Origin of the sequence: Chitinophaga sp., assembly GCF_019236475.1 — a bacterium.
GTDB lineage: Bacteria > Bacteroidota > Bacteroidia > Chitinophagales > Chitinophagaceae > Chitinophaga.
Window position 1 is genome coordinate 51808 of record NZ_JAFAIX010000014.1, and the last position, 12662, is coordinate 64469.

The 12662-nt window shown below is 45.1% G+C and carries 11 protein-coding genes; 4 read left to right on the top strand and 7 right to left on the bottom strand.

Translation table 11 applies throughout. From position 1 onward, the window contains the following. The first annotated feature begins 110 nt into the window (after nt 1-110). Nucleotides 111-1241, top strand: coding sequence for a hypothetical protein (locus JO154_RS25475; RefSeq protein ID WP_291951731.1), 1131 nt, complete (start codon nt 111-113; stop codon nt 1239-1241). 26 nt (nt 1242-1267) lie between these two features. After that, nucleotides 1268-2020 carry a hypothetical protein gene (locus tag JO154_RS25480; protein ID WP_291951734.1) on the top strand — a complete coding sequence of 251 codons (753 nt, stop codon included), beginning with the start codon at nt 1268-1270 and terminating at the stop codon, nt 2018-2020. A 60-nt stretch (nt 2021-2080) separates the two neighbouring features. On the opposite strand, the gene JO154_RS25485 is transcribed toward JO154_RS25480, so the two are convergent. The 7 genes from JO154_RS25485 to JO154_RS25515 all read right to left on the bottom strand — a co-directional run bounded on the left by JO154_RS25485 (nt 2081) and on the right by JO154_RS25515 (nt 11697). Then, entirely contained in the window at nt 2081-2587 is a 507-nt protein-coding gene (locus JO154_RS25485) for a hypothetical protein (protein WP_291951737.1), read from the bottom strand. Nucleotides 2588-2618: 31 nt separating this feature from the next. Next, the gene (locus tag JO154_RS25490; protein ID WP_291951742.1) at nt 2619-3788 is read right to left on the bottom strand and encodes a peroxiredoxin; all 1170 of its coding nucleotides are present in this window, start codon (nt 3786-3788) and stop codon (nt 2619-2621) included. A 21-nt stretch (nt 3789-3809) separates the two neighbouring features. After that, on the bottom strand, nt 3810-5012 hold the full coding sequence (locus JO154_RS25495) for a TlpA disulfide reductase family protein (protein ID WP_291951746.1): 1203 nt from the start codon (nt 5010-5012) through the stop codon (nt 3810-3812). Between the two features lie 25 nt (nt 5013-5037). Beyond that, nucleotides 5038-6420: a RagB/SusD family nutrient uptake outer membrane protein gene (locus tag JO154_RS25500; RefSeq protein WP_291951749.1), complete on the bottom strand. Its 1383-nt coding sequence runs from the start codon at nt 6418-6420 to the stop codon at nt 5038-5040. A gap of 12 nt (nt 6421-6432) precedes the next feature. Further along, a complete protein-coding gene (locus JO154_RS25505) occupies nt 6433-9948 on the bottom strand; it encodes a SusC/RagA family TonB-linked outer membrane protein (protein WP_291951753.1) in 3516 nt (1171 codons plus the stop codon). Between the two features lie 160 nt (nt 9949-10108). Continuing rightward, complete coding sequence (locus JO154_RS25510; RefSeq protein ID WP_291951756.1) at nt 10109-11101, bottom strand: FecR family protein; 993 nt, start codon at nt 11099-11101, stop codon at nt 10109-10111. A 47-nt stretch (nt 11102-11148) separates the two neighbouring features. Further along, nucleotides 11149-11697, bottom strand: coding sequence for a sigma-70 family RNA polymerase sigma factor (locus JO154_RS25515; RefSeq protein ID WP_291951759.1), 549 nt, complete (start codon nt 11695-11697; stop codon nt 11149-11151). Between the two features lie 162 nt (nt 11698-11859). Here JO154_RS25515 and JO154_RS25520 point away from each other — a divergent pair, with 162 nt between their 5' ends. Further along, on the top strand, nt 11860-12186 hold the full coding sequence (locus JO154_RS25520) for a metalloregulator ArsR/SmtB family transcription factor (RefSeq protein WP_291951762.1): 327 nt from the start codon (nt 11860-11862) through the stop codon (nt 12184-12186). A gap of 30 nt (nt 12187-12216) precedes the next feature. After that, nucleotides 12217-12660 carry an SRPBCC domain-containing protein gene (locus JO154_RS25525; protein WP_291951765.1) on the top strand — a complete coding sequence of 148 codons (444 nt, stop codon included), beginning with the start codon at nt 12217-12219 and terminating at the stop codon, nt 12658-12660. Nucleotides 12661-12662: the final 2 nt, after the last annotated feature.

A 12662-nucleotide genomic window follows, 5' to 3' on the forward strand; every position in this document is an offset into this window, starting at 1 on the left:
GCAAGGGCGACAGGCTGGAGAGTTTTGCCTTCATTCACCAGCTTATCATGTAGCATACAGCTTGGCAGAGAATTTGGTAAATGTTATGTTTGATGAAATGAATTGATGAAATGAGCACCTATACCTATAGTCGTACATACAAAATATTTGTGAGCCTTTTTTGCGGGTTCTTTTTAGCCATTGGTATTATTGCGGAGGTACTTTTATTCTTTCTCCCCGTGCGGATAGATGAGGTTATTTTCCTTTCCATGTTGTTCATCACCCTTATACTGGCCTGCATTTACGGGTTGAATAATGCATTTTCCAGCATAAGTTTAGATGAGGAAGGGATTAGGTTTAAGTCGCTGTTGTATAAACGTGTGTTTTTGTGGAAAGGGATAACGCAAGTAAACTTTACAGATAATGGATTAAAGCTGTGCAGTACGGCGAGTGCACTACCACTCCAGATTAGTGCCTTTCGGCAAGGGTATGCTGAAATGCTTGCCTTGGTAAAGAAACCAGGTGGCCCTAAAGAGAAAATTAAAAAGCTTTCTATTCAAATGCCAACATCCACGCCCAAAAAGCAAATGGTATTGGAAGCCAGTAAATCTGCCAAACTGTTGATGTATTTATATGTGCCGGGTATTTTCATTGCATTATTGATGCTTATTACAAGCTATCATTTTAAGGGGCTGGCTTATGCTCAGTTCTTGTTGGTATTGGTTTTAATTTACGCTTTCATACACTTTAGAAAAACGCTCAAAGACAATGATACCATTATTCAAGGTGGGTTACTGTTAATGCTCCTCCTGGGTGTAAGTTTAGGGTTATATAATGGTCCAGGACATTTATTTGATTGGCATCCAATTTTTATAATAAGCGCGATACTCTCCCTAGGATTATTTTTGCCATATGCGGTGGTCATCCTGATGGCCAATAAAACACATATTGTTTCCGCTTTAATATTTGGTGCATTATTGTTCTATGGTTGTTTTGGTATTGTTAGCTATACCAATACGGTCATGGATAGTGCCGTAGGTGTGCAGTATCGTACCAGTATTATGGCAAAAAGTATGGAGAAAGGAGGAAGAGGTAGTCTCAAATTTTATATTACTTGCAGCGCTTGGGAGGGACTCGTGTCTCCCATTAAATTCTCTGTTTCTGCATCTTATTATTACAGTGTTATGGAAGGACAACAGATCATGGTGGCAGTAAAACCAGGCGCATTAAGTTGTCCTTGGTATCAGGTGGTAGAAAAATAATAAATTTTCATTTTAAAAGATAATCGATGGACACCTCTATTGTTGAAGAAGGAAATCCAGATCAGTCAGAAGCGGCAACAATGCCGGAAGCAGAAGATCTCCGTAAAACACGACAAGCGCGTTGGTTTTCCATTTCGATGTTCATTGCGGCAGTAGTTATTTTCATTTTGCTGTTGGATGATTTTTATTTTTTTCAAGGGCTTTACTATGTAGAGTTGCTCCTGCTGCTAAGCATAATGTTTGGCTTGTATTATTTCAAAGGGGCATTGACATTGGAAAGCCTTAAAGGATCTCCTCTATCAAGCGGGATGTGGCCCATGATAGTGGCGTGTTTTACCACCTGGATTTTTGGCAATGCTGGAGCAATACTCGACTATCCAGCGCTTTGGATGGTAGTTATACCTGTATTTTTGGGACTGTTGCTATTATTTATTGCCAGTATCCGTGCTATTCCTTTGGAACAGACTAAGCGCGTTATTTACATTTTGTTATATAGTGTGATGTTGCTCGGCGCCAGCTATGGCATAGTTGCCTTTACGAATGTAAGGTTGGATCATTCCACACCTTCCAGTTATCAGAGTACTATTACAGAGAAGCATTCAAAAACCAAATCAACCACTTATAGTGTGAAGATCAGTGGTTGGGGCGAAAATGAGTTTACGCACAGAATTGAAGTGAGCCAGGCATTCTATGATGAGGTACAGGTTGGCCAGAAAGTACGTGTAGACGTATATCCTGGCAAACTTCATATCCCTTGGTTTCAACTGGTGCGGGAATAACAAGTCAGCAACTGTAGTAAAAAATCCGGCTGCTAACCAAGATTAGCAGCCGGTCGCAAACTATTCCAGCATTTTTTTCAATCCTGCTTCATAGTTGGCTATTTCAGCACTCAGTATATCAACCAGTTTTTTACGGGCACTCTTATCTCCTTCCATGATCATGCTCCATCTAATTACCGCTACATCATCGCTGTTGGGAGCTGATTCCACTAATGCTGTAACGATTGCTTTGGTAACGCCTTGTGGCAATGGTTCCTGGATGTGGAACACGAAGAATTTGTATTGTTCGTGTACTTGTTCGATTTCATCTGTACGTTTATGGCCATCCGCAAAAACCAGGTCGCGATAACGGGTATCGCCCACTGTGCGGATATTTACTTCTTTAATAGTACCATTGGAATATTCTTTTACTTGTGGCAGATCGCGGATAACTCTCCAGACCTTTACAGGTGTACTTTTAATCTGTGTGTCGTGGGTATACTCAGGTATAATACGCTGTGCGGCCTGCATTTGGGCCATCACTACTGAACTACAGCAGATTAACAACAAGGTAAGCAATTGCTTCATAATCGATTCTTTTACAGGTTTATTTTGATTTTTACTTTCCGAAAATCTCTTGCAGCTTTTGTGTAAGCTCATCTCCACGTAGGTTTACCCCAATAATCTTTCCTTCTTTATCGATTAGGAAATTGCTAGGTACTGCACGGATATTGTATTCTTTGGCCACTTGATTTTTCCAGCCTTTCAGGTCGCTGACATGCTCCCAGGTGAGGCCATCATCTTTGATTGCTTTCACCCATGCATCTTTGGAGTTGTCCAAGGATACGCCCAGTATTTCCAGGCCTTTGCTGTGGTATTTTTCGTAGTTGTCCAGCACATTCGGATTCTCTGCTCTGCATGGACCACACCAGCTTGCCCAGAAATCCAGCAGCACATATTTACCCCGATAATCTGAGAGCTGTACCGCCTTACCACCAACATTATTCTGTTTGAAGTTCATGGCCGTAGCACCAATGCCGGTTTTACGCGCAATCTCTTCTGCCAGCGCAATATCTGCTTTTTTCCTTTTTGCTTCTTCGAGATACGGATATTTTTTAATGAGGCGATCCAGCTCCGATGCAATCAGGGCTTTATCTTTTGTAGGATGCAGGAAGTCCAGGGCCATCAGGATTACCGGCGAATTTTGATGCATGCGGATCAGGAGTTTTACCCGTTCTCCCATGTCATCATTTAGCCAACCATACATATCATTGAAGGTACTGTCTAACGCTTTATTTTTGGCAAAGGACGCCAGATACTGGAGGCGGCCGTTCTGGATCATGGCCTGGTAGTTCCGATAGGAAATAAAGTTTAGTTCATTCACCAGGTTATTTTCCTCGCCACCATCGATGTAAACGTATGGAGGATTCTTGATTTTCATAGCTGCGGTATCTATGCCCCTGAAATCGATGCGCAAATTTTCCTTATTCGCCCAAATGGTCAGGCGATCTTCTTCGAACTCGTTCAGAATATAGAACTGTGGCCTGGTAGCATCCAGTTTATGGCTGTAAGAGCCGTCTGGGCGCAGATGGATCGTATCTATCGTAACACGCTCATCTCCTACCTGCTTCTGTATCAAGAAAGGGTATTTTTCCTGTTGTTCAGCTCCTGGCGGAAATTTAATCTTACCACTGATCGTGATAAACCGTTTTGTCTGCTGAGCAGCAGCCGGGAGGATAGTCCCGGCGGCCAGCAGGAAGGCTACCAAATTAATCCGGTATTGCTTCATGTGTGGGTTGATTTTTGATTTTTATTGCATGGTGGCCATTGGAATGGCTTTTATTGTTTTCTTTTCTGCGGATGGAGCAGGTGCTACTGGTTGCTGTTGTTTCACAGTACCACCAAAAAGCGCTGCCAGTTTCTTTTCGATTTGTCCGTTACCATTTTCATCAAAGCCGATCTCTTTCATGATGATTTTACCATCTGGCCCGATGAGGTATTGCGTAGGCACACCTGTGATCGCAAATCCGCTACCAGCGATGTTTTTATCATCGAGGGATTGTAACCAAGGGTTATTTTCCTGTGCTACTGCTTTCAGCCAGTCTGGTTTACTTTTATCGATGGAGATGCTGTAGAAAACGAGGTTTTTATCTTTATACTGCTGATATACTTCCCGCATATGTGGGAAAGATTTACGGCAAGGAGCACACCAACTCGCCGAGAAGTCCACCACTACATATTTCCCTTTCAGGTCGCTGAACTTCACTGGTTTACCTTCTGGATCCGGCAGGGTGAAATCTTTCACCTGTTTACCGATAGCAGAGTTGCGCAGTCCTTCCCCAAATTGATGAAACGCTGTTGCCTCTTTTGTAGCTTTCATTTGCTTGGACAATCCGGCGTACAGTTGATCTTGTTGCGCTATAGACGCCATTTGGCGGGCATCATTCAGGCTGTATACGCTGGCATAAGAATTCGGATGTTCTTTCACCAATTTTTGCAATAATGGCAACAGGTATTGTTGCTGTAAGGCAGCATTTCTTTTTTCGAAGGCATCATATTTAGGATCATTCTCCTGCAACCAGGAGGAGCCGAATTCACCTTGTAAAGCTTTGCTGATTTCTCGGTAGGCAGCAGATTTCTCTCGTCCGTATTTCAAGAGGAGTTCCGCCGCCTCAGAGCCTTTCACCACTGATTCGCTCATTCCTTTATTGATATCAGATTTCACGGTATAAGTTACCGGTTGATCAAACAGTACGCCGAATGGCACGTACATCTGGCGTTCCGCTTGCACATATTGTGGCAACAGCATCAGGAACATCGGTTCCTTGTAAGGGATTTTGAATGTATAGTGCCCATTGTTAATATCCGCAGAGTCCTTATAGGTACGGGAATACAAGTACATTTTATTATGTCCTTTCAGATCCCCGGCCAGGTCGCCTTCGATGGTGATGGTTTGCGCCATAGTGCTCATGCTGAGCAGCATACCCGTTACCATACCGATTGTTTTTTTCATATGCATGTTCGTTTAATCGTTAACGTTATTTTAGGTAGCCGGGGTTCTGTTTGATCAGTCCACCGGTAATATCAATTTCATGTTGAGGAATAGGCATAGCGTAGTTGGCCGGCTGTAGCAGCGGATTGGGTTGCTTGCCGTAACGGATGGCATCGTATCTCGCAAAACCTTCAAAAGCCATTTCCCGCTTGCGTTCCAGGAGAATTCTATCGATCAACTGTTGCTTGGTGGTGAAATCCGCCATGGTATAGACCTTTGGTACTGGATTTACCGAGAAAGCCCTGCTATAGATTTTATTGAGCAGATCAATAGATCCCTGGTTAATACCAGCTACTTGTGCCTGGGCTTCTGCCGCGGTGAGCATGACTTCCGCCAGGCGGATCATGATCACGTTGTCGCGTATACGCATATCCGTAAACTTGGGAATGAAAGTCCCTTTTTGGGTTGCTAGCAGTCTATCGTCTGTAGTATCGTAGATTGCGAGGTAGTCAGGCAATGGCATGTAATAGCCATAGGCATAGTAAATCCCGTTATTCTCCCCATAGTTGGAAGTGGCATTATAGCTTTCCGGGAAGGCGAAAATCGTTTCAGCATTGAGCGGATAATTGCCACTTCCGGCGCTATTGTTCGGCCACATCGCTGCAAACGTTTTCTGCAACGTATATTGGTTGCCGTTAAGCACCATATTGGCATAGGTAGCAGCCCGCTGGTAATCCTGCATGTATAAGCATACCCTGGAAGCCAATCCCGCAGCGGCCCCGCTGGTAGCCCTGGACGCTTGATCCAAGGGCGTACTCCTGGTAGCAGGCAACGCAGCAACAGCGTCGTCCAGGTCTTTTAATATTTGCGCATATACTTCTGCGTTAGTATTACGGGCTTTATTCTGGGAGCCGTCATATCCTTCGAAGGCGGTGAGCATTATAGGAATACCCATATTGCTACCCTGTCCTTGGAGGGCGCCATCACCGTACATCTGGAGTAGTACCAGGTGGCAGTAAGCACGGATAAATTTAGCTTCCGCGATGAACTGCTTTTGGATAGCGGGATCAAAAGTGGCGTATGTAGGGAGATTATTGATGATAACGTTTGCCTCATTGATGGCCGCATAAGGCTGTTGCCAATAGGATTCATAGTTTTTATCCCTGGGATCGATGGCTCCTTTTACCAGCGCCTGATTGAAAGAGCTCACGATATTACCGGTTACATCCCCGAGCATATAGGCGTTACTGCCGCATGCATTCATGGCTTGGAGATAAGCGTCGGCTAGGAAGCTTTCGGTCGATTGCCTGTCCTTCAACAGGTCTGCCTCTACCATGGTTCCTTCCGGTTTCAAATCCAGTTGTTTACTACATGCCGCATTCAAGAGCAACAGGCCGGCCAGATATATGCTGTAAGATAATTTCTTCATAGTAAAACGATTTTAGAGTGATGCTTTTACACCGAGTCTCCAAGTACGCGGAGCTGGCATTGTCAGTTCATCGAAGCCCATACCTAGGGCGGAAGACCCACTAGCGCTTACTTCAGGATCGATACCGGAATATTTGGTAATAATAAACAGGTTGTTGCCTTCTACGAACATGCGCAAGGAGCGGATCGTTTTCACATTTTTCAGCACTTTGCTAAAGTCGTATGTAAGCGACAGGCTACGCAGCTTGATAAACGAGGCATCTTCCAGGAAGCGATCATTCTGTCTGGACAACGTATAGTCGTAGGAGGTACCAAAGCCTGCACTCGCGAAATTGGATTTATTAATCATCATTGGGATATCTGTTTGCTGTCCGGGATACTGCCAGTAGCGCAGTAGGTCCGGCGACAAGTTCCAAGTATCGTTTGAACCGGCAGAGCTACCCAGGTAGTTGTACTGCGCCGCTTTAGCCCCATTGAAGATTTTATTGCCAGCAGAGAAGTTGAAGAAGCAGTTCAGCTCAAAGGATTTATAGGTAAACGTATTGCCGAAGCCACCGAAGACAACGGGCATCGCGTCTCCCTTATATGCTCTATTTTCATACGGACGATCCGGATATTGTTGCTGGATAGGCGTTTCGGAAGATTTCCCATTTTTATCTATCCAAAGCGGTTGCCCGTCTTGAGGGTTTACACCTCCCCACTGATACAGATAATAAGCAGTAGCGGAATGGCCTACTTTCCAGAAGCGTCCGCCATCCAGTTCATTCTGTATCGCTAAATCGTCTTCGTTGATTTTATGGAGACGCACGACCTTGTTTCTATTAGCAGATATTATAAGATTGGTAGTCCAGGTAAACGCCTTCCCGGTGATATTCTGACTGTTGATACTCAGTTCCACCCCATTATTGCTTAGGTCTGCCAGGTTTTGCTTCTGCACGCCGAAGCCCATAAAATAAGGCAGTGCAGAGCTAACGATTGCATTGGTCGTTTGTCTGCGATAGTAATCCAGTGTAGCCGTGATCCTGCTTTTGAGTATGCCGAGGTCCATCCCTACATTCCAGGTAGTAGTGCGTTCCCAGGCCAGGTTTGGATTGGCTGGCTGTTTCACCCCAATAGCAGTGATATTGCCATAAGAGGCCGCATATGGGTTTACCACATATTGGCCTTGGTTGCCATAGTAGCCATTTCCACCATCACTACCGGTGAAGCCTACACTCCCGCGTATTTTTAGCTGATCGATCCAGTTGCTACCTTTTAGGAAAGCCGCCTCGCTAGGCACCCAGCCCAGGGCGAAGGAAGGGAAACCTACATAGCGATGATTCTTTGAGAAACGGGAAGAACCATCCATGCGATAGGTAACACCCGCCAGGTATTGGTTTTTATATTGGTAATTCAATCGCCCTAAGAATGAGACCTGTGCCCATTCCTGTTGGAGAGAACTCACCACTCTTTTATTTTTAGCCGTAGCGATACTGAGCATTTCATCATTGATAAAATGGTCGCCCACTACCGTTGTAACATCCTCTGTGGATTGTTCATAGCTTTGACCCAGCATAGCGCTGATACCGTGTCCACCTTCCAACAATTTATTTATATCAATGCGGTTATTCACCACAAATTTGCGCAACTGTTGTTGGGTTTCGGTAGCCATGCCTCCTTCTGTTCTCGGCCTGTTGATCACGCGACTATAAGCGCGAGAGTTGATCCAATCCGTACCTGCATCCGAGTGGAAGGAAAGCCATGGTAGCAGTTTCAGGTCTGCAAATACATTTCCGAGTACGCGACTGTCCACGGAATAATTCTTGCCAGTGGTAGCCTGACCAACCGGGTTAGACACGGTAGAAGGCCCTGTAGGGTTATTACCAAATAGCCAGTTGAATTTACCAAGGCTATCGTATACACTGATATTAGGTGCTTTCAACACCGCATCTCGATATACTTGTTGGGCATTGAGACTGTTATTATTCGCCTGGTTCAAACCAACGCTCACGCCTACTTTCAGGGCTTTCGACATTTGGTTATCGAAATTTACACGGCCTTGATAACGGGTAAAATCGTTATTAATGATATAGGACTGTTGTTTATCGTAACCTAGGCTGACAAAGTAATTGCTCTTATCTGTACCCCCACTGAGCGCAATATTTGCATCTGTGCCTATTGCATTTCTAACTACCTGATCCAGCCAGTTGGTATTGACCCCTTTAGGGAATTTGTAGTTCAGTGGAATATACCAGCCGCCGGAAGCCTTACCGATAGAATCTTTCAAGGCAAACAGGCGATTGTAGAAATCCGCATATTGATCCCCTGTCATTACTTTCGGCAGTTTCCGGGGAGCGCTAACAGAAGTACCCAATTGTACATCCACGTGCGCAGATCCTTTCTTTCCTTTGCGGGTAGTGATGAGGATCACCCCTCCAGACCCTCTGGAACCGTAGATAGCAGTGGAATACGCGTCTTTCAATACTTCTACAGACTCGATATCATCAGGATTCAAAGTAGCCAGGGGATTCTTCTCAAAGGTGGTTGGCGGGCGATAATCATTTTGCACCAGGTTACCACCATAGCCTACCTGTGGGGAGCTTCCTTTACTGTAGTCAACCGTATTCAACTGTTGATCGATACCGTAGATAGGAACACCGTCTACCACAATCAGCGGCGTGTTGCCGTTAGGGTTAAGGGTGCTGATACCACGGATAGTGATATTACTTGCAGCACCTGGTACGCCACTACTTGGCGCGATGTACACGCCGGGGAGTTTTCCTACCATCGCCTGATCTACGGATAGCGGCATTTGTCCGGGTTGCTCATCTGCTCGGAAAGAGCTCACAGCGCCCAGCAAGTTACGTCTTTCCTGCACGCCATAACCGATGACTACGGCCTCAGAGAGGCGGGATGCCAGCACGCTCATGCTCACTGGTATGGTTACTACGGTAGCGCCTATACGAATGGGTAAAGTAATTTGTTGGTAGCCGATAAAAGAAAATTGCAACGTATAATTTCCTTGGGGAACCGTGAGTTCGTACATACCATCTACGTCTGTCATAGCGGTGTATTTTGTACCATTCACGCGAACGGTTACACCGGGAATGGGATTAGTGGTCCCTGCTTCTATACAGCGTCCGCGGACCTTTCCGGGGACTACCGTTGCGGCGGTCAATGGCAGGGCCGTAGGTGTGCGGGTGATAATGATGACCCCATTTTTTTCCTCAAATGAGAGGTCAGTATGCAGCAACAGCGCTGCCATTACTTTATTGAGCGGTTCATTTACAAAACGTAACCGGGAGATCTTGTAATCGGCCAGTTGTTTTTGGTCATAGCCGAATGCTAGTTGGTAATTCTTTTCTAGTTTCTTAATACATGATGCCAGCGATTCATTTTCGAAGGCGGCTGTTACCCGGACATCCTGCCGGTTTTGGCTATACGCCTTGTTGGTTGGTAACAGAGAAAAACTTGTCAGCGAGAACACTGTAAACACTACGCTCCATCTTATCATGCTGCGTATGGACGCTAGCTTAAACGATTTTTGCATATATTTGGTTGATTTTAGAATTAACTGACAGGGTGCAACTCATTGCACACTCTTGGCCGTACCTGCTCCAACAGGTACGGTTTTTTGATTTCAGAAGACAATAACTTCACCAGGGATGGCCGTACATTTTTCTCATCCCGGTAAAAAACAGTTGGTGCGATTAATATTTTTTGTGAATAGTTATTTCATTTTCGTGTATATCATATTGTATAGGATGTATGCTGCTGATAATATCTAATACTTGCGTCACCGTTAGTTTAGTGCTGCATCGAAGCGTATATTCGTCTTGTTTCATTTCAGCAGGATTATAGCGGATCTTAACCCCATATTGGTTCTCCAGCGTTGTTGCCAGTTCAGCGAAACCTACCTGCGACAAAGACAGCATACCCTGCATCCATTCATTTATCTGCTCATTGTTCACTGTTGACTTCATGTATTGCTGTGCGGACCTGCTGAAAGTCAGTTGATCGTTAGCGCTGAGTACATCCAGTCCTGTTTGGTGATGGAGCACTTTTACCATGCCTGTTTTCACCGTCACCTGTGTTTCATCCAGCAGTGGGTGCGCCTTCACATCAAAGGAAGTACCGAGTACCTGTACATTAATTTCGGTGGTATGGACTTCAAAAGGATGTCTGGCATCCTGATGAATATCAAAGAAGGCCTCCCCTTCCAGTGCTACTGATCTTACCTCTCCGAAAGAGCGAGGATATTTTAGGCTGGCGCCAGCGTTTAGCCATACCCGTGAGCTATCTGGCAATAGGAACTCCTTCATTTCTCCTGGCCCGGCAGTGGCCAGCAGCATATCGTGGCGGTCCTGGTATTTTTTAAACAATAATCCTGCGGTGATGAGCAAACCTGTTATAACCGCAGCGGCCATCCACCAGCGGCGATACAGCGGGATAGCTGTTTCTGCCACTGGCATGGTATCATTATCTATTTCCGAATGGATATGTTGCAGCATATCCTGCTGTATATATTGCCTGTGTGCATCGTCTCGGAACACCTGCGCTACCGGTTCCTGGGAATCATACCAGGATTGCAGCCATTCCAGCTCTTGCTGCGTACAGGTGCCGGTATCGAGGCGTGACAGGATTTGTTTTATTTTTTCCTGGTCGTTCACGTTGTAATAACCGTTTGCTTGTATATATGACACGGCTCAAAAGGTCCAGTACCATATCTCCTTAAAAAATTTCAGATTTTTTATTTGCAAGAGCGTAACTGCTCGCGGATGCGACTCAAAGCGAGTCCCAGTTGGTTTTTCACTGTTTGGCGACTGAGCGCCAGTTGGGTGGCAATATCATCAATAGAGCGGAAATCCCGGTGGTTGAGGAGGTAAATATCACGCATACGTGGTGGCATAGCGGCAACGGTGGCGGCTATAATGCGTTGCATTTCATTGAGCAGTAGTGGTCCGTCTGCTTTTAAGAGTGGGGACAGCGGAATATCTGCGAAGACATCCAGGTGCTTTTGGTAGGTGGTCGTATTTCGAAAGTGATTGAATACACGGTATTTCAGGGCTACATGGAGGTAGGCCGATAGTTGTTCACGGATGGCCAGGTCTTTTCTTTTCTGCCAGAGGGCAATGAAAACATCCTGCACACAGTCCTTCGCATCTGCGTCCTGCTGTAGTCTGGCATAGGCGGCCGTGTAAAGCTGCTCCCAATAGCGATGATACAATTCATCAAAAGCTGCCTTATCATCATACACCCGCATACGCTCCCATAAAGCGGTATCCGGCAATTGTTTCAATCACAAAAGGTTTAAGCGTAAATATAAATAATTCAGTTTCAAATTTGCAAATCTGGCTATTGGTGGAGGGATATAAAATAATCAACTTTTTGGAAATAAAAAAATATGCGTAACCAATCGGTTACATATATTTGTAACCGATTGGTTACATAATAAAATATTATGAGAAGAGACGTATTTCAAGCGATAGCAGATCCAACGCGACGAGAAATCATCCAGTTATTGGCTGGCAATAGTTTAAACCTTAACAGCATTGCCGAGAACTTCTCCGTTAGCCGTCCGGCGATTTCCAAGCACATTCGCATACTAACGGAATGTGGATTGGTAGGCATCCGAACGGCAGGACGAGAGCGGATATGTTATGCTAATCTACAGGGATTACGGGAGGTAGCAGATTGGACCGCTAAGTATCAGGAATTCTGGAATACCAAGCTGGATGCGTTGGGCGACTTTCTCGAACATCAAAAAAAGCATAAAAAGAAGAAATAAGCATTTTATCATTTTTTAAAACCAAATAATATGAGTGCCACACCCCTGATAACAGAACGAGTATATGACGCCCCTGCCAACACGGTATGGGATGCCCTCACCCAAATCGACCAATTGCGCAAATGGTATTTCCAGTTGGACGATTTCAAGGCTGAACCTGGGTTTAAGTTTACCTTCACAGGTAAGGATAACGGGAACGTGTATATACATCTTTGTGAGGTCAAAGAAGTAATACCTGGACGTAAAATCACTTACAGTTGGGTATATGAGGGATACCCCGGATATTCTGAAGTGAGCTGGGAATTATTTCCCGAAGGCAACAAGACCAAAGTGCTGTTGACCCATCGGGGTTTGGAATCATTCAATGCGATCGACAATCCGTCTTTCCAAATCAGCAGTTTCCAGCGTGGTTGGGGTTATTTCCTCAACGAGGCCTTGCTGAAGTACCTGGATGGCGTTACCGTAACGCAATAACC

Bases quoted from the DNA above. Each gene is read 5' to 3' on its own strand.
- JO154_RS25490 (WP_291951742.1), bottom strand. From the start codon at position 3,788: ATGAAGCAATACCGGATTAATTTGGTAGCCTTCCTGCTGGCCGCCGGG.
- JO154_RS25520 (WP_291951762.1), top strand. From the start codon at position 11,860: ATGAGAAGAGACGTATTTCAAGCGATAGCAGATCCAACGCGACGAGAA.
- JO154_RS25525 (WP_291951765.1), top strand. From the start codon at position 12,217: ATGAGTGCCACACCCCTGATAACAGAACGAGTATATGACGCCCCTGCC.
- JO154_RS25480 (WP_291951734.1), top strand. From the start codon at position 1,268: ATGGACACCTCTATTGTTGAAGAAGGAAATCCAGATCAGTCAGAAGCG.
- JO154_RS25500 (WP_291951749.1), bottom strand. From the start codon at position 6,420: ATGAAGAAATTATCTTACAGCATATATCTGGCCGGCCTGTTGCTCTTG.
- JO154_RS25495 (WP_291951746.1), bottom strand. From the start codon at position 5,012: ATGAAAAAAACAATCGGTATGGTAACGGGTATGCTGCTCAGCATGAGC.
- JO154_RS25475 (WP_291951731.1), top strand. From the start codon at position 111: ATGAGCACCTATACCTATAGTCGTACATACAAAATATTTGTGAGCCTT.
- JO154_RS25485 (WP_291951737.1), bottom strand. From the start codon at position 2,587: ATGAAGCAATTGCTTACCTTGTTGTTAATCTGCTGTAGTTCAGTAGTG.
- JO154_RS25505 (WP_291951753.1), bottom strand. From the start codon at position 9,948: ATGCAAAAATCGTTTAAGCTAGCGTCCATACGCAGCATGATAAGATGG.